The organism is Roseivivax jejudonensis, assembly GCF_900172265.1.
GTDB classification, from domain to species: Bacteria; Pseudomonadota; Alphaproteobacteria; order Rhodobacterales; family Rhodobacteraceae; genus Roseivivax; species Roseivivax jejudonensis.
In genome coordinates, this window is sequence record NZ_FWFK01000010.1 from 1 (window position 1) to 16516 (window position 16516).

13 protein-coding genes and 1 tRNA gene are annotated in these 16516 nt (G+C 69.1%); 5 read left to right on the forward strand and 9 right to left on the reverse strand.

Going from position 1 to position 16516, the window contains the following annotated elements; translation table 11 throughout:
* Positions 1–554: 554 nt before the first annotated feature.
* Positions 555–629: transfer RNA gene (locus ROJ8625_RS19740), tRNA-Phe, on the reverse strand.
* Positions 630–777: 148 nt separating this feature from the next.
* On the opposite strand from ROJ8625_RS19740, the gene mnmH reads away from it, so the two are divergent.
* Complete coding sequence (gene mnmH, locus ROJ8625_RS19745) at positions 778–1839, forward strand: tRNA 2-selenouridine(34) synthase MnmH (protein WP_085793655.1); 1062 nt, start codon at positions 778–780, stop codon at positions 1837–1839.
* On the opposite strand, the gene selD is transcribed toward mnmH, so the two are convergent.
* From selD to urtA, 6 genes are all read right to left on the reverse strand, one after another.
* Positions 1818–3980 carry a selenide, water dikinase SelD gene (gene selD, locus ROJ8625_RS19750; protein WP_085793656.1) on the reverse strand — a complete coding sequence of 721 codons (2163 nt, stop codon included), beginning with the start codon at positions 3978–3980 and terminating at the stop codon, positions 1818–1820. The genes mnmH and selD overlap by 22 nt on opposite strands.
* Positions 3981–4066: 86 nt before the next feature.
* Positions 4067–4762 (reverse strand): urea ABC transporter ATP-binding subunit UrtE, encoded by a 696-nt coding sequence (urtE, locus tag ROJ8625_RS19755; protein ID WP_085793657.1) that lies wholly within the window; start codon positions 4760–4762, stop codon positions 4067–4069.
* A 4-nt stretch (positions 4763–4766) separates the two neighbouring features.
* On the reverse strand, positions 4767–5588 hold the full coding sequence (gene urtD / locus ROJ8625_RS19760; RefSeq protein ID WP_085793658.1) for an urea ABC transporter ATP-binding protein UrtD: 822 nt from the start codon (positions 5586–5588) through the stop codon (positions 4767–4769).
* Complete coding sequence (gene urtC, locus ROJ8625_RS19765) at positions 5585–6814, reverse strand: urea ABC transporter permease subunit UrtC (protein ID WP_085793659.1); 1230 nt, start codon at positions 6812–6814, stop codon at positions 5585–5587. The genes urtD and urtC overlap by 4 nt, the downstream gene beginning before the upstream one ends.
* A 214-nt stretch (positions 6815–7028) precedes the next feature.
* Positions 7029–8984 carry an urea ABC transporter permease subunit UrtB gene (gene urtB, locus ROJ8625_RS19770; protein WP_085793660.1) on the reverse strand — a complete coding sequence of 652 codons (1956 nt, stop codon included), beginning with the start codon at positions 8982–8984 and terminating at the stop codon, positions 7029–7031.
* Between the two features lie 82 nt (positions 8985–9066).
* On the reverse strand, positions 9067–10353 hold the full coding sequence (gene urtA / locus ROJ8625_RS19775) for an urea ABC transporter substrate-binding protein (protein WP_143535210.1): 1287 nt from the start codon (positions 10351–10353) through the stop codon (positions 9067–9069).
* Positions 10354–10812: 459 nt separating this feature from the next.
* Between urtA and ROJ8625_RS19780 the strand changes: the two genes are divergently transcribed.
* The 4 genes from ROJ8625_RS19780 to ROJ8625_RS19795 all read left to right on the forward strand — a co-directional run bounded on the left by ROJ8625_RS19780 (position 10813) and on the right by ROJ8625_RS19795 (position 14900).
* Positions 10813–12237, forward strand: coding sequence for a circularly permuted type 2 ATP-grasp protein (locus ROJ8625_RS19780; RefSeq protein WP_085793661.1), 1425 nt, complete (start codon positions 10813–10815; stop codon positions 12235–12237).
* Between the two features lie 7 nt (positions 12238–12244).
* A complete protein-coding gene (locus tag ROJ8625_RS19785; RefSeq protein ID WP_085793662.1) occupies positions 12245–13198 on the forward strand; it encodes an alpha-E domain-containing protein in 954 nt (317 codons plus the stop codon).
* The gene (locus ROJ8625_RS19790; protein ID WP_085793663.1) at positions 13195–14034 is read left to right on the forward strand and encodes a transglutaminase family protein; all 840 of its coding nucleotides are present in this window, start codon (positions 13195–13197) and stop codon (positions 14032–14034) included. Before ROJ8625_RS19785 ends, ROJ8625_RS19790 begins: the two co-directional genes overlap by 4 nt.
* A gap of 137 nt (positions 14035–14171) precedes the next feature.
* A complete protein-coding gene (locus tag ROJ8625_RS19795) occupies positions 14172–14900 on the forward strand; it encodes a proteasome-type protease (protein WP_085793664.1) in 729 nt (242 codons plus the stop codon).
* 13 nt (positions 14901–14913) lie between these two features.
* Here the strand turns inward: ROJ8625_RS19795 and ROJ8625_RS19800 are convergent, their stop codons facing one another.
* Positions 14914–15741: a RibD family protein gene (locus tag ROJ8625_RS19800; RefSeq protein WP_085793665.1), complete on the reverse strand. Its 828-nt coding sequence runs from the start codon at positions 15739–15741 to the stop codon at positions 14914–14916.
* The gene (locus ROJ8625_RS19805) at positions 15728–16516 is read right to left on the reverse strand and encodes a class I SAM-dependent methyltransferase (RefSeq protein ID WP_085793666.1); all 789 of its coding nucleotides are present in this window, start codon (positions 16514–16516) and stop codon (positions 15728–15730) included. The genes ROJ8625_RS19800 and ROJ8625_RS19805 overlap by 14 nt, the downstream gene beginning before the upstream one ends.

Sequence of the window (16516 nt, forward strand, 5' to 3'; positions counted from 1 at the left end):
ACAACCATCACCGCCCGCACACGAGCCTCGACGGGCTTACCCCGCGGGAATACTTCAACAGGTCAGAGAAGGACCAAACCCGGAACGGACTAAACTTCTGAACGAGGACAATCCGGGGAGCAGGTCAACGGCCATTGGGGATATCACTACCACTATTTGGACTCGAAGCGGCGGCGATCGGACACGCTCCTTACATTCGAACGCGAGCTTAAGGCTCTAGCCGGACGAGACCGCGTTAAGTTTCTTACCTGGGAACGCCACGCCGAGCGGAGCCATTTCACGGCGCGCGCCGCTAGCTGGGGTGAGAAGAAAAGAGAAAGTGTCTACCAAGCTTGCATCGGCGATAGCGCCAAACGAAACCTGAGCGACTTCAAGGTGCCGGCGAAGGACGCTGAAGCGCTCTGGCCGGTCTGATTGCTCAGCCGTCCGCGAGACAGACAAGCTACCACAGGGGCAGAGCGAGAACAAAATTGTCCCACTTTTCCACGGCGCGGCGGGCGGTGGGACAAAACGGCCATCCAAACCACTGATATTGAGGAGTGCGAAGGAAAGGATGGTGCCCGGGGGCGGAATCGAACCACCGACACGAGGATTTTCAATCCACTGCTCTACCCCTGAGCTACCCGGGCACCGGGGGGATGCGGGCGCGGGGCCGTGCATCCGGGTGGCGAGGGGATAGCCGAGGCCCCGGTCGGTGTCCAGAGGGACGGCCGGAGAAAATTGCGGCCGGCACGGCGGGGCTTTCCCAGCGCGCGCGGAGGGGCTAGATCGCGTCGCATGCCGCTTTCCCCGACCGCGCTGGACCAGATCCTCGACCACGGCTTCGACACCGTCATCGACGTGCGCTCGCCCTCGGAATTCGCCGAGGACCACGTGCCCGGCGCGATCAGCCTGCCGGTCCTCGACGACGCGGAGCGGGCGCGGGTGGGCACGATCTACAAGCAGCAATCGCCGTTCCTCGCGCGCAAGATCGGCGCGGCGCTCGTGTTCCGCAACGCCGCCGCGCATATCGAGGGGCCGCTCGCGCTGCATGAAGGCGGCTGGCGGCCGCTGGTCTATTGCTGGCGCGGCGGGCAGCGGTCGGGTGCGTTCCGCTGGATGCTGGGCGAGATCGGCTGGCGCGCGGACACGATACAGGGCGGCTATCGGAGCTATCGCAGGCTGGTGACCGGCAGGCTCTACGATCAGGCGCTGCCGCACCGTTTCGTGCAACTCGGCGGCTACACCGGGACAGCCAAGACCGAGCTTCTGTCGCACCTCGCCGCGCGCGGTGTGCAGGTGCTCGACCTCGAGGGGTTGGCGCGGCACCGCGGCTCGCTTCTGGGCGACATGCCGGGCGGGCAGCCGGCGCAGAAGGGGTTCGAGACGGCACTCGTGCAGGCGCTGCACGCGCTCGACCCCGCTCGGCCGGTCGTGGTCGAGGCCGAGAGCTCGAAGATCGGGGCGCTGAATTTGCCGCCCCGGCTGTGGGAAGCGATGAAGGCCGCGCCGTGGATCGAGATGCGCGCCCCGCTTGAGGCGCGGGCGGTCTACCTCGCCGAGGCTTATGCCGACATCCTCGCCGATGGACCGGCGCTGAAGGACAAGCTCGCGCCGCTGCGCCGGTTCCGCGGGCACGCAACCGTCGACGGCTGGACCGCCCGCATCGACGCGGGTGACCGCGTCGGTCTGTGCGCGGCGCTCGCGTCGGAGCACTACGATCCGGCCTACGAGACCGCGATGAAATCGGTGGCGCCCGAGATCCACGCGCGGGTAACCGTCGACCGGCTCGATCCGCCGGCGCTCGAAGGGGCGGCGGCGCGGATCGAACAGGCGCTTCAGTCGGTCAGGTCGAGCTGACCGGGCATCCCCTCGGTCAGCCAGCCGATCTGCGCGGCCTCGGGATAGCCGGCGGCGTGGAGCGCGGCGATGATATCGTCCACATTCTCCGGCGCGACGGCGGCCAGCAGCCCGCCCGCCGTCTGCGGATCGAACAGCAGCGCGATCTCGGGCGTCTCGGGCAGATCGGGCGCGACGCTGCGGTTCTGCGTGTAGAGCGAGGAGCGATGTCCCGCGGCGGCGAGCCTGCGCGCGCCATCGAGATGCGGCACGGCGTGCAGCCAGATTTCCGCTCCGCAGCCCGACGCCTCGGCCACGTTGGCGAGGTGCCCGGCCAGGCCGAAGCCGGTCACGTCCGTCATCGCGTGCGCGTCGGCAAGGAGGCGCGCGGCCTCTCCCTCGGAGCGCGTCATCCGCGCGATCGCCGCGGCGACGATGCGGCCCGGCGCCTCGAGCGCCATCTCGGCCGAGAGGATCGTGCCCGATCCCAACCCCTTGGTCAGGATCAACGCGTCGCCCGGCCGGCCGCCTGCATGCGTGATCGGATCGCGCGGGCACAGGCCGGTGATCGAGAAGCCGATGGTCAACTCGTCGCCGACGGAGGAATGGCCGCCGACGATGTCGGCGCCGGCCGCGCCCAGCACGGACTCGGCCGTCTGAAGGATCTCCTCGAGCGTCCGCGCGGCCAGCCGGTCGCCAAGACGCGGCAGCACGAGGTTCACGGTCGCGGCTTGCGGCTCGGCGCCCATCGACCAGATGTCGCCGAGCGCGTGGATCGCCGCGATGCGGGTCATGGTGACCGGATCGTCGACCAGGCTGCGCAGGTGATCGGTGGTCAGAACCGCCCGCGCGCCGCCGATCGTCAGGAGCGCGGCATCGTCGCCCGAAAGCGGCGTGACATCGTCGCGCGCAGGCGGGGCGAGCCGCGAGAGGGCCCGCGTCAACACCGACCGGCCGACCTTGGCGCCACACCCGCCGCAGAGTGGCTTCGGCCCCATCGCCTCGCGGACGCCGCGGGCGCGCGGCCACGGCAGAGCGGGTTGGGCCATCCGGGGCAGACGGTCGAACTTTTCCATGAACCGCCGGTCGATGCGGTCCTTCCAGCGCCAGATCCCCGGGCCCTGCAGGCTGAGGCCCGCGCGTTCGCCGATCGCGTTGCGCGCGCCGAGCGAGACGAGCTTGAGATAATCGCGCTGCGGGCTGTAGCGGCGATAGGCGCCGTGGCCGGCGGCGACCTGCAGGTTGTGAAACAGGATCGGCGCCTGCCGCACGGCATAGACGCCGGCCTTGGGGCGCGGGCTGTCGGTCAGGTGGGCGCAGTCGCCGGCGGCGAAGATCGCGGGAAACGAGCTTTGGAGGCGGGCGTTCACGTCGACGAAGCCATCCGTGGTCGCCAGCCCGGAGCGCGCCAGCCACGGATGCGGCGCCGCCCCGGCTGCCCCGGCGACGAAGGCCGCGGAGATCTCGCGCCCTTCGGAAAGGACAAGGCCGTGTTCGGTGATGCGGGTGACCTCGGTGCCTTCGTGCAGTGTCACGCCGGTGGCCCGCAGCGCCGTCATCAGCCGCCGCCGCGTGCCCGGCCGCAGCGCCGACAGCGCGGTGCCACGTTCGACGAGATGCACCGCGCGCCCCGTCCCGCGCAGACGGTGCGCCATCGCCATGGCCAGCTCCGCGCCCGCGACGCCGGCGCCCAGCACGGCCGCGTCACCCTTCGCCCCCGCATCGAGGAACGCCTGCCAGCGCTGCGCGAAAGGTCCGAGCGGCTTGGCCGGCACCGCGTGCGCGGCAAAGCCCATGAGATCGGGCAGGTCCGAGGTCACGCCTACGTCGAAGGAGGCGACGTCGAATCCGACCGGCGCCCGGCCCGCGACGCGCACCTGCTGCCGTGCGAGATCGAGCCCCTCGGCGTGACCGAGGACGAGCCGCGCCCCGGTGAAGCGCGCGAGGCGCACCAGATCGATGTCGAGGTCGTCGCGGTCGTAGTGACCCGCGACGTGGCCCGGCAGCATTCCGGAATAGGCTGCGGTGGGTTCCGGGTCGATGAGAGTGAGCCGGACGCCTGGCAGGGGATCCATGCCCCATTTCCGCAGCACAAGCGCATGGGTGTGACCGCCGCCGACGAGGACGACATCTCGGGTCAGGGGCAGGGGGGCGGCGTGCATCGGCTCTCCTCTCGCGTCAGAGAGGGCTTAGCATGGTCCCGCGGGGCCTCAAGCCCCCGCGACCCCGCGCAGCGTGCCGCGCCGCGTCAGATCGAGACGTGAGACAGCAGTTTTTCGCGGTCGACCTCGCCGGCCGCGCCCTCGAGGGAGACCGCGCCACGGGTCATCGCGACGAACCGGTCGGCGAGGCCCCAGGTGAAGTCGAAATATTGCTCCACGAGAACGATCGCCATCTCGCCCTCGTCGCGCAGCCGCGCGATCACCCGGCCGATATCCTGTATGATGTTGGGCTGGATGCCCTCGGTCGGCTCGTCGAGAAGCAACACCTTGGGCCGCGTGATGAGCGCGCGCGCGATCGCGAGTTGCTGCTGCTGGCCGCCCGAGAGGTCGCCGCCGCGCCGCGCGCGCATGTCCCTGAGTACCGGAAACAACTCCCAGATCTGATCCGGCACGCCGCGGGTCGTGCGGGGCAGGCAGGCGAATCCGGCCTCGAGGTTTTCCTGCACCGTCAGCAGCGGAAAGACCTCGCGTCCCTGCGGCACGTAGGCGATGCCCGCGCGCGCGGCCCGTGTCGCCGTCGGATGATCCAGCACCGAGCCGTCGAGCCGGATCGTCCCGCGCGTGTAGGGATGGCGCCCCGCGATCGCCTTCAGCAGCGAGGTCTTGCCCACGCCGTTGGTGCCCATGACGGCCGTCACGCGGCCCGCGTCGGCCCTGAGGTCGATGCCGTGCAGGATCTGGCTCTGGCCGTAGTGGAGGGTGAGGTGTTCGACATGGAGCATGGGATTACCGTCCGAGATAGACCTCGATCACCTGCGGGTTCGCGGTGACGTGGTCGAGAGAGCCCTCGGCCAGAACCGAGCCCTCGTGCAGCACCGTGACCTTGCAATCGAGCCGGCGCACGAATTCCATGTCGTGTTCGACCACCACGACGGCGTGGCGCTCGGCCAGCCGCTTTAGCAGGTCGGTGGTGTGTTCGCGTTCCGCCGGGGTCATGCCGGCGGCGGGTTCGTCGACCAGAAGAAGGCGCGGGTCCTGCGCGAGAAGCATGCCGATCTCCAGCCACTGCTTCTGGCCGTGGCTGAGCTCGCCGGCGATGCGCGGCAGGTGCTCTGCCAGTCCGATCTCATGGGCGACCTCCTCGATCCGGCGGGCCCCCGCGGCGCTCTTGCGATGCAGAAGGACGTCGAGCGGCCCGCGCGGGTTCCGCAGCGCCATCGCGAGGTTCTCGCGCACGGTCTGGGCCTCGAACACGGTGGGTTTCTGGAACTTGCGGCCGATCCCCTCGCGGGCGATGCGGCTTTCGGACATCTTCAGCAGCGAGACGTTGCGCTCGCCCCATGTCACGCGGCCGGTATCGGGCCGGGTCTTTCCGGTGACGATATCCATGAACGTGGTCTTGCCGGCGCCGTTCGGGCCGATCACCGCGCGCAGCTCCGGCTCGCCGATCTGGAACGACAGGTTGTTGATGGCGCGGAACCCGTCGAAGGACACCGACACGCCGGAGAGTTCGAGAAGCGTCGCGCGGCGGTCCCGCCGGCGCGGCGCGGCGTCGCCCCCCGCGGTCTTGTCCCCGGGTGCGGGGCGGTCCAGCACGGCCTCGGTCATTCCGCGGCCTCCGTCTTGCGCAGGGCGCCGGCGTCCGGCCCGACATCGCCCGTCCGCCGCGGCGCGCGGCGCTCGGCGATCAGGTCGACCAGCCCGCCGATCCCCTTGGGCGCGTAAAGCGTGACGAGGACGAAGGAGAGACCGAGCAGCACGAGCCACCAGTCGGTCCACCGGATCTCGTAGATGCCGAGGTCGATGTCCGGCGCCCCGCCGCCGGTGAACCACGACGACAGAAGCGAAACGAACGCCGCCCCGATCGCGGCGCCGTAGAGCCGGCCGCGCCCGCCGATCGCCACCCACACGGCCAGGTAGATCGACGCGATGGGCGCGATCTCGGCGGGATTGATGATCCCCGCCTGCGGGTAGTAGAGGGCTCCGGCAAGGCCCGCGACGATCGCGGTGAGGGTGAAGACGAAAAGCTTGAACCCCTCCACGTGGTAGCCGAGGAAGCGCACCCGCGCCTCGTCGTCGCGGATGCCGCGGATGACCGAGCCCATCTTGCCCGACACCACCCACGCGAAGAGCAGGTAGCCCGCCGCGAGCGCGAGCGCGGAGGCCCAGAAGAAGGTGATCGAGACCACGCTCTGCGGCACCGCGCCGAGACCGGGAAGGTTCTGCAGGCCCGACAGGCCGTTGTTGCCGCGCAGCCCGCTGTCGTTCTGGAAGAGGTAGAGCGACAGCGCGAGCGTCATCGCCTGCGTCAGGATCGAGAGGTAGACGCCGGTCACGCGGCTGCGGAAAGCGAGCCAGCCGAAGACGAGGGCGAGAAGCCCCGGCACCAGCACGACCATCGCCAGCTGCAGGACGAAACTGTCGGCGAAGGCCCAGAGCCAGGGAAACTCGTTCGAGCCGACGACGCCGAAGATCTGTGTGGCGATCGCGTCCTCGACCTCCTGCGGGGTCGGCGGGATCGTGGCCGAGGCGAGGCTCTCGGCCACGATGATCTCGGTGCGGGCGTACATCAGCCACATGCCGATCGCGTAGCCGCCAAGCCCGAAGAACGCCATGTGCCCGAGCGAGAGGATCCCGCAATAGCCCCACACGACGTCCATCGCGATGGCCACGAGGCACAGGCACAGCGTCTTGCCGAGCGTCTTGACGAAGGAGGTCGACAGCGCGCCCGTTCCCGTGGCCTCGGACAGCAGGGTCACGCCGAGGCAGAAGGCGGCGAGGATGCCCAGAAACCAGGGTATCGACGGCGTGTCGCGGACGAGCGAGCGGATCATGTGTCTGTTCCGGTGTCGAGTGGCGCCCGGCGGAGCGACGGCCCGGCCGCACGCGTGGCGTCGCGGTCGGGAGCGGGGGCCAGCCCCCGCACCCCCGGGGTTTGACGGGCAAGATGAAGGGGCAGCGGGCGCGCCCGGCTGGCCGGTCGCCGTGTCGGCCGCGGCCGGGCCGGCCCGCCGGCTGCGTCGGGGAGGGGCCTCGGGCACATCGCGGTCAGTCCCCGGCGGCGCGGCCCTTGAGGGCGACGATGCCCTTGGGCCGGATCTGGATGAAGAGGATGATGAAGAGGATCATGTAGGTCTGTGCCGCGAGCGTGTTCGAGGGGTTGAACCATTCGATGCCCTTCTGCAGCCCGCCGATCAGCGTGGCCCCGGCCAGCGTGCCCCAGACGTTGCCGACGCCGCCGACGACGACGGTCATGAAGCTCTGGACGATGTAGTTGGCGCCCATTTCGGAGGTGACCTGCGCATACAGGCCGATGGCGACGCCGGCGACGCCGGCGATGCCGGAGCCGAGGCCGAAGGTCAGCATGTTGATCCGGCCGGGATCGATCCCCATCGAGCCGGCCATGCCGGGGTTCTGGGTGACCGCACGCACCTCCAGCCCGAGGCGCGTGCGCTTGAGGATCAGCAGCAGCACGGCGAGAAACACCAGCGCCAGCGCGAAGATCGCGATGCGGATGTTGGAGATCGCCACCACGTCGTTCAGCACCCATGCGCCGTCGAGCCAGCCCGGCGCGGTCAGCGGGCGTGCCTGCGTGCCGAAGATGTTCTTGGCGAGCTGTTGCAGCGCGATCGAGATCCCGAAGGTGGCGAGCAGCGTCTCGAGCGGCCGGTGGTACAAATGGCGGATCACCAGCCGTTCGAGCGCGACGCCCGCGCCGAAGGCGACCGCGAAGGCCAGCGGCAGCGCGACGACGAGCGACAGCGTGTAGTTCGGCACGATCGTCTGCACCACGTAGGCGGTGTAGGCGCCGATCATGATGAATTCGCCGTGGGCCATGTTGATGACGCCCATGACGCCGAAGGTGATCGCGAGACCGATCGCGGCGAGGAAGTAGATCGAGGCGAGCGAGATCGCGTCGAGACCGAGATCGAGAACCTGGTGGCGGCCGACGCGCGCCTCGACCTCGGCCAGGGCCGCCGAGGCCGCGTCCGTCACCGCCGGGTCGGGTTCGTTGTAGAGTTCGTAGAAGACGTGGTCCGCGACTGCCACGGCGCGGTCCTCCGGCGTCACCAAGGGCGGCACCGTGCCGGCCTCGGCGAGCGCGGCATAGGCGCGGGTGCGGGCCGCGGGATCGGAGAGATCGGCGCGCGGGACGCCGCCCACCCGGCCGCCCGCCATCGCGCCGGCGAGGGCCTCGCGGATGCCGGCGTTGGTCACAGGCGGCGGCGCGAGGTCGGCTTCCACGAGCTGCGAGTAGGCGTCGGCCTCGGACAGGTCGGAGCCGATCTCGAGCACGCGGGCGACGTTGGCGTCCGCGGGCAGATTGACTGCGACGCCGCGTTCGGCGGAGAGGATCTGTGAGAGGCCGGCGCGGGTCTCGAGGTCGATTGCGTCGGAGAGCCGTTCGATCGCCGCGATGCGGGTCTCGGTGTCCGCGCCGAAGCGGGCGGTCAGGAGATTGGCGAGCCGGTCCTTGCGGGCGCGGAGGGCGGGATCGGGTTCGTCGGGGATCGATGCGCGCAACGGCTCGAGCTGATCGGCGGCCGGGCGCCGGGCGATCGCGTCGAGCGCGGCGACCCGTGCCGCGCGGTCGGGATCGGAGAGCTGGAACTGCACCAGCGCCCCCGCGATGACCCGCCGCACGCCGCCGTTCGGACGGATCTCTTCGATCGCGTCGGCCGCGGCGCGGCCCGCGGGCTCGTCGGTCGCGATGTCGGCGAGGGCGTAGCCGTCGCCGTCCTCGGTGCCGTAGTAGAACAGCCCGTCGCCGGTGTTGCGCACCACCTGCTTGTCCGACCACCGTTCGAGGAACCGCGCCACGCCGGGCAGGCCCGAACCGGCGAGGTCCTCCATGAGCGGGCCGACGGTGCGCCGGCCCGGGTCGGCGACCTCGCCGGCGTGGGTCTGCAGGATGTCCTGCAGCGTGCCGCTCTGAGCGTCGGCGCGCGGCGCGGCGAGGCCCACGAGAGCGGAGATAATCAGGAGGATCAGCGCGCGGCACATGGCAAACCCGTTCGGTCTGGACGTGACGATGCGGACGGGCGCGGGAGGAGAAGGCCGCGCCCGTCCGCGAGATGCGTCCGGATCAGTAGTTGGACTCGATCTGGACGCAGGTCTCGGTCTCGGTGTTGTACATGCCGCAGCCGAGCTCCTGCCAATCCGAGACCAGCACCGCCGAGTCCGGCAGGTAGTCGGTCCAGGCGTCGCCGGGCACTTCCTCGGTCTGGCTGATGATGTCGAACTGGCCGTCGGCGCGGATCTCGCCGATCAGCACCGGCTTGGACAGGTGGTGGTTGGCGTTCATCACCGCGGTGCCGCCGGTCAGGTTCGGAAACTCCTGTCCGTACATGGCATCGCGCACGGCGTCGACATCGGTGGTGCCCGCCGCCTCGACCGCGTTCGCCCACATGTTGAAGCCGATGTAGTGCGCCTCCATCGGGTCGTTCGTCACCCGGCTCTCGTCACCGATGAATTCGTGCCAGGTGGCGATGAACTCGGCGTTCTCGGGCGTGTCGGCGGACATGAAGTAGTTCCACGCCGCGAGGTGCCCTTCGAGGTTCGCGGTGTCGAAGCCGGACAGCTCTTCCTCGCCCACGGAGAAGGCGACGACGGGGATGTCCGCGGCGTCGATGCCCGAGGCGGCGAGCTCCTTGTAGAAGCCGACATTCGCGTCGCCGTTGATGGTCGAGACCACGCCGACGAGGCTGCCGTCCGCGGCGAGTTCCTGCACGTCGGCGACGATCGTCGACCAGTCGGAATGCCCGAAGGGCGTGTAGTTGACGAAGATGTCCTCCTCGGCGATGCCGTTGTCCTTCAGGTATTGCTCGAGGATGTTGTTCGTGGTGCGCGGATAGACGTAGTCGGTCCCGAGCAGCGCGAATTTCTCGATGCCGAGCTCCTCGAGGTAGTAGTCGACGGCCGGGATCGCCTGCTGGTTGGGCGCCGCCCCGGTGTAGAAGACGTTCTTGGAGCTTTCCTCGCCCTCGTACTGCACCGGGTAGAACAGCAGGCCGTTCAGTTCCTCGATGACCGGCAGGACGGACTTGCGCGACACGCTGGTCCAGTTGCCGAAGATCACGTCGACCTCGTGCACGGTCAGCAGTTCGCGCGCCTTTTCGGCGAAGAGCGGCCAGTCGGATGCCGGGTCGACGACGACCGCCTCGATATCGCAGCCAAGAAGGCCGCCGGCCTCGTTCTGCTGTTCCACCAGCATCAGGACCGTGTCCTTCAGCGTCGTCTCCGAAATCGCCATCGTGCCCGACAGCGAATGCAGGACGCCGACCTTGATCGGGCAGGCGGTCTCCTGGGCGAGCGCGGGCGCGGCGCCGGCGATGAGCGCGACAGCAGCGGTCAGAGTGAGTCTCGTCGTCATGGTAATTCCCCGTTGGGCGACACGCCGCTCCCGTCCGGTGGCGGGAGGATCCCGACCGGCAGCGCCGGGGCGCGTGGCACAGACTGTTGTCTCTGGTGCCGCCCGCGACACGATCCGGCGTCCTGCCTTCATGTCCGGCGGCGGTTCCCCGTGCCTCGAAAGGCACCTCATCTGCGTATCGGCGCCGGCAGTGTGGCTCACGCGAAAGGGGAGCGCACGGACGCGGCAACCCGCAAAAGCCGAAATTTCAGGCAGTGCGACGCCGGGTTTGCGAATTTATCGGGCAGATGCTGCGCGCGTTGCACCGCTTGGCGCCAAGCACCGCGGGACATTATGATGAATCATGGCCAATCGCTGGGCATTTGACCGTCGCGCGCCGCTGCAAGCCGGCGCCCCGGCGCGAAGGACGTTGCAGATCAGTCTGTTCCGGTCTTTTCTGACCGAAACGGGGGCAGTGGAATGACGCAGGCGGATCCGACCTATTTCAACGAGATGCTGAACGGCTCGGATGTCCGGGCGGCGTACGAGAGCCTCGAGCGATGGCAGGCGGCCATGCCCGCGGATCTCAGATCGCTGAAACAGCACGAGGCCGAACAACTGTTCCGGAGGGTCGGAATCACCTTCGCGGTGTATGGCGAGGGCGGGGATCCCGAGCGGCTCATTCCCTTCGACATGTTCCCACGCGTCTTTACCGCGGAGGAATGGCGCAAGCTCGACCGCGGGATCCGCCAGCGCGCAGCGGCGCTCAACGCGTTCCTCGCCGACGTCTACGACCGCGGCGAGATCCTTCGCGCGGGCCGCATTCCCGAACACCTCGTCACCCATAACGAGGCTTTCGAGAAGGCGGTCGTCGGCATGCGTCCGTCGCGCAACGTCTGGAGCCACATCGTCGGCATCGACCTCGTGCGGACCGGCCGCGACCAGTTCTACGTCCTCGAGGACAATTGCCGCACCCCCTCCGGTGTGAGCTACATGCTGCAGAACCGCGAGATCATGATGCGGATGTTCCCGCAGCTTTTCCTCGAGAACCGGATCGCCCCGGTCGACGGCTACGCCGCGGCGCTCAAGCGCACGCTCGTCTCGGTCGCGCCGCCGAAATGCGACGGCACGCCCAACGTCGTCATCCTGACCCCGGGACAGTTCAACTCGGCCTATTACGAACACTCGTTTCTCGCCGATCTGATGGGCGTCGAGCTTGTCGAGGGGCAGGATCTGTTCGTGGATGGCGATTTCGTGTGGATGAAGACCACCGAGGGGCCGCAGAAGGTCGACGTGATCTATCGCCGGATCGACGATGCCTTCCTCGATCCGCTGTGTTTCCGGTCCGACTCGATGCTGGGCGTGCCGGGCCTGATGAACGTCTACCGGTCGGGCGGAGTGTCGATCTGTTCGGCCCCCGGCGCGGGCGTGGCCGACGACAAAGCGATCTACACCTTCGTGCCGGAGATGGTGCGCTTCTACCTCGGCGAGGCCCCGGTCCTCGAGAACGTGCCGACATGGCAATGCGCCAAGCCCGACCAGTGCAAGTACGTGATCGAGAACCTCGCGGAACTGGTGGTCAAGGAAGTGCACGGCTCGGGCGGCTACGGAATGCTGGTTGGGCCGAAGGCGGACAAGAGCCAGCTCGAGGCGTTCCGCGCCAAGATCGAGGCGCGCCCCGAGAACTACATCGCCCAGCCCACGCTCGCCCTGTCTACGGTGCCGACCTTCGTCGACGAGGGCGTGGCGCCGCGCCACGTGGATCTGCGGCCATACTGTCTCGTCGGCGAAAAGATCGAGCTCGTGCCCGGCGGACTGACCCGCGTCGCGCTGAACGAGGGGTCGCTCGTCGTGAACTCCAGCCAGGGCGGCGGGGTCAAGGATACGTGGGTTCTGGCGGAGTGACGACGACATGCTGAGCCGGACGGCCTCTCATCTCTACTGGATGGCCCGCTACATCGAGCGGGCCGAGACGACCGCGCGACTGATGCAGGTCGGCGCGCGCAACGCGCTCCTGCCGGATATCGGTGGCGGCTACCGCAACGACTGGGAGGCGATCCTGCAGGCGTCCGGTTCGCTGGAGCCATTCCGCGAGAAATACGGCGAGACCAAGCAGCGCAACCTCGAGACGTTCCTGTTCTTCGACGAGGAGAACCCGGCGTCGGTGCGCTCCTGTCTCGCGCGGGCGCGCGAGAACGCGCGCGTCGTGCGCACGGCGCTGACCTCGCAGACCTGGGACGCGATGAACTCCACGTTCCAGGAGCTGAACCAGCTTCACCGGACGGAACGGTCCAAGCTGTCGCTGACCGACCTTGCCGAATGGACATCGAACGCCTGCGCCCTCGCGCGGGGCTCCATCGAGGCGACGCAGTTGCGCAACGACGGCTTCCACTTCATGGGGCTGGGCTTCACGCTCGAACGGGCGGACAACACCGCCCGGCTGCTCGACGTGAAATACTACGTGCTGCTGCCCTCGCTGACCTATGTCGGCTCGGGTCTCGACCAGACGCAATGGGTCACGCTGCTGCGCTCGATGTCGGCGCACCGGGCGTTTCAATGGACCTATCGGGGCGAGATCACTGCCGCCCGCATCGCGCATTTTCTCATTCTGAACAGGCAGTTCCCGCGGTCACTTCTGACCGCGGTGCAGGGCACGTGCGACAATCTCGATCATCTCGCCCGCGGCTACCAGAACCCGAGCGAGGCGCAGTCCGCCGCCCGCCGGATCCTCGCCGAATTGGCCGAGGCGCGCGTCGAGGACATTTTCGACGAGGGGCTGCACGAATTCCTCACCCGGTTCATGCGTCAGAACGCGGGGATCGCCGGGATCGTGCAGGACACCTACCTGACCGGAGAGCCGGCATGAAGCTCCGCATCCGCCATGTCTCCACCTTCGCATTCGACGCGCCGGTCAAACGGCTCGTCCAGTCGCACCGGCTCAGCCCGACGGACACGGCGAGCCAGCGCATTATGGCGTGGAACGTCGATACCGGTCCGGCCTCGATCGGGGCGGCCTTTCGCGACGGTGCGGGCGACTGGACGCAGACAGTGAGCCTGCGCGGTCCGCTCGAGACCTTCACGGTGACGGTCGAGGGCGAAGTGGAGACGCAGGACCAGTCGGGCGTGCTGCGCGGTCATCGCGAGCACGTGCCGCCCTCGGCATACCTCACCAGCACCCGCCGAACCGCGCTGACCGCCGAACTTCGCGGTCTCGCCGCGGAGGCGTCGGAGGGCACCGCGCCAGGCCGGTCGCTCGATCGGGCGCATGCGCTCTGCCGGGCGGTGCACGACGCGGTGGCCTACGTTCCCGGCAGCACCGAGGCCGCCACCACCGCATCCGAGGCGCTGGAGGGCGGGCGCGGGGTCTGCCAGGATCACGCGCAGGTTCTGATCGCGCTGGCCCATGCCTGCGAGATTCCGGCGCGCTACGTCGCCGGATACCTGATGAGCACCGAGGACAGCGTGGGCGCCGAGGCCAGCCACGCCTGGGCGGAGCTTCATGTCGACGGGCTCGGCTGGGTCGGATTCGACGCGGCCAATGCGTGCTGCCCCGATGCGCGCTACGTGCGGCTCTGCTCGGGATACGATGCCGCGGACGGCGCGCCCATTCGCGGCGTGATCGACGGCGCCGCCGAAGAGTCTCTCGACGTGTCGGTGGCGGTCCTGCGCGACGGTCAATCCCAAAGCCAGAGCCAGGGCTGACGGCCGGGGCCGTGTCCGCTGTGGCGTGACGCGGTGCTTCGGCGGCCGCGTGCACGCGCCCGATTGCCGAACGCCGCGAGAGAGCCTAGCTGTGGTCGGGCGTGGGCGAGCGCCCGCCAGTCTTGGGAAGGATCGACATGACCTATTGCGTGGGCCTGCTGCTCAAGGCGGGCATCGTGCTTCTGTCCGACACGCGCACCAATGCCGGGCTCGACAACATCGCGACCTTCCGCAAGATGTTCACCTTCGTCGCCCCGGGCGAACGGGTGATCGCGATCATGACCGCGGGGTCGCTGTCGGTGACGCAGACGACGTTGGCGCGGCTGTCGGACGCCGTCGAGAACCCGGAGAGCGACGAGCACAGTTCCATCCTCAAGGCGCCATCGATGCTGAAGGTCGCCGAGATGATCGGCGCAACCCTGTCGGAGGTCCGCGCGGAAATTTCGGACAAGATGGACCGCATGAAGCAGTCCGCATCGGCCTCGCTGATCGTGGCGGGGCAGCGCAAGGGCGGACCGATGCGGATGTTCCTCGTCTATCCCGAGGGCAACTTCATCGAGGCGACCGAGGACACGCCCTACCTGCAGATCGGCGAGCACAAGTACGGCAAGCCGATCCTCGACCGGGTCATCACGCCGGAGACCTCGCTCGTCGATGCCGAAAAGGCGGTGCTCCTGTCGATGGATTCGACCCTTCGCTCCAACCTGTCGGTCGGGATGCCGCTCGACCTCGCGGTGATCGAGGCCGGCGGCCTCGAGATCGCCAAGTCGCGTCGGATCGAGGCCGAGGACGAAGGCTTTTCGCGCATGAGCCGCGCGTGGTCGGACGCGCTGCGCGACGCGTTCCAGCGCATCGACCCGGCCTGAGGCCGCGGTCGCATCAGACTTGAGAGGCGCGCGCCTCCGGGACGTGCACGGGCTGCGTCGCGATCATCGCCGCCTCGGTCAGGCCGCAGTCGAACACGACGTCGGACCCGAGCGGAAAGACCCGTGTGTCCGGGCGGATCGCGTCGGACAGTCGCTCGGTCGGACTCGGCATTGTCAGGCCCTGCGGCCCGCCACCGATCAGCAGCGGCGCGATCGCGACCTGGAGGCGCGTCAGCAATCCCGCCTCGAGGAAGCGGGAGATGGTGATGCCGCCGCCTTCGACCAGCAGCGAGGACAGCCCCGCGTCGTTCAATGCGGAGACGATCTCGACCGGGTCGAGCCCGGTGTCGCGCGCCTTGAGGCGGATTACTTCCACGCCGTCGGGGCGCGGGCGGTCGACCGCCTGCACAACGATGCTGCGCGCGCCGTCGCGCTTGAGCACCGGCGCATCGTCCGGCAGCCGGCCCTTGGGGTCGATCACGACGCGCGTCGGGTGGCGTCCGTTGCATAGCCGGACCGTCAGGCGCGGGGTGTCGTGCAGCGCGGTGCGCACGCCGATCACCACGCCGTCGACCAGTGCGCGCATTCGGTGAAGGTGCGCCAGGCCGTCAGGGCCCGAAACGTCGCGCGCGTCGCCAGTGACCGTGGCCACCCGGCCGTCCAGCGATTGTCCGATCTGCGCGACCGTCATCGGGCCCACGTCGCGACGCGCGAGCGGGCCGTAGAGATCGAGCGCGGCGCGTTCGCCCGCGCTCCATCGGCCGCAGCAGGTGCAGGCGGCGCCGTGGCGCACAGCCAGCAGCCGTTCCCAGACCCGTGGGGTGACGTCAACGCAGTGCATGGCGCTCCTCCTTCGGGGTCCCGCGCGGCACGGCGAGGATATCGCCGTGTCCGATCAGGCAGGTCGTCTCGGTCGATCGTTCGATCCGCAGCGCGCCCCAATCGTCGGCCTCGGGCATGCCGGCCTCTCCGGCGGCGCGCGCGATCCCCTCTACCAGCATGCGCTGGAGCGGGGCTGCGTCGGGGCCGAGCCGCCAGCGGCTGTCGGCCTGGCTGACCTCGAACCCGGCGTCGCGCAACACCGCGACGCTGCGCGTGACGGCATCGGGGCCGAGTGCGGGGCCAAGCCCCTTGTCGCCCCTCTGATGACGGTTGAAGGCATCGGTCACCGCCGCGTCGCGCGGATCTTCGAGCGTCCAGCGCATGGCGCCATCGTAGGACAGCGCGGCGTATAGCGGCACCCCGAGCCGGGAGGCGAGATCGCGGACCCACGTTTCCGGGACGAGATCGAACAGCGCCGACGCGGTCACGAGCGTCACGCCGTCGAGTGGCAGCGCGTCGAGATCGGCGATGTCGGTGCAGAAGGTTTCTGCCCGGGGGCCGGCCGCCGCCTTCGCGAGGTCCAGCAGCTCCGGATCGTTGTCGACCAGACGCCAGCGCGTGCCCTCCGGCAGGTAGGGCGCCATCGTTCGCACGGTCGAGCCGCTGCCGCATCCGAGATCGAGGATCACCGGCGCGGGGCCGGCCGCCGCCGCGGCCCTGTGCAGCAGCACGTCGTCGCGGGCCGCCCGGTCGGCGGGTTCGCGCAGGGACAGCCAGTCGGCGGAAAAACTCAT

Bases quoted from the DNA above. Each gene is read 5' to 3' on its own strand.
- urtC (WP_085793659.1), bottom strand. From the start codon at position 6,814: ATGATCCGCTCGCTCGTCCGCGACACGCCGTCGATACCCTGGTTTCTG.
- selD (WP_085793656.1), bottom strand. From the start codon at position 3,980: ATGCACGCCGCCCCCCTGCCCCTGACCCGAGATGTCGTCCTCGTCGGC.
- urtE (WP_085793657.1), bottom strand. From the start codon at position 4,762: ATGCTCCATGTCGAACACCTCACCCTCCACTACGGCCAGAGCCAGATC.
- ROJ8625_RS19785 (WP_085793662.1), top strand. From the start codon at position 12,245: ATGCTGAGCCGGACGGCCTCTCATCTCTACTGGATGGCCCGCTACATC.
- mnmH (WP_085793655.1), top strand. From the start codon at position 778: ATGCCGCTTTCCCCGACCGCGCTGGACCAGATCCTCGACCACGGCTTC.
- urtB (WP_085793660.1), bottom strand. From the start codon at position 8,984: ATGTGCCGCGCGCTGATCCTCCTGATTATCTCCGCTCTCGTGGGCCTC.
- ROJ8625_RS19780 (WP_085793661.1), top strand. From the start codon at position 10,813: ATGACGCAGGCGGATCCGACCTATTTCAACGAGATGCTGAACGGCTCG.
- urtA (WP_143535210.1), bottom strand. From the start codon at position 10,353: ATGACGACGAGACTCACTCTGACCGCTGCTGTCGCGCTCATCGCCGGC.
- ROJ8625_RS19800 (WP_085793665.1), bottom strand. From the start codon at position 15,741: ATGCACTGCGTTGACGTCACCCCACGGGTCTGGGAACGGCTGCTGGCT.
- ROJ8625_RS19790 (WP_085793663.1), top strand. From the start codon at position 13,195: ATGAAGCTCCGCATCCGCCATGTCTCCACCTTCGCATTCGACGCGCCG.
- urtD (WP_085793658.1), bottom strand. From the start codon at position 5,588: ATGACCGAGGCCGTGCTGGACCGCCCCGCACCCGGGGACAAGACCGCG.
- ROJ8625_RS19805 (WP_085793666.1), bottom strand. From the start codon at position 16,516: ATGAGTTTTTCCGCCGACTGGCTGTCCCTGCGCGAACCCGCCGACCGG.
- ROJ8625_RS19795 (WP_085793664.1), top strand. From the start codon at position 14,172: ATGACCTATTGCGTGGGCCTGCTGCTCAAGGCGGGCATCGTGCTTCTG.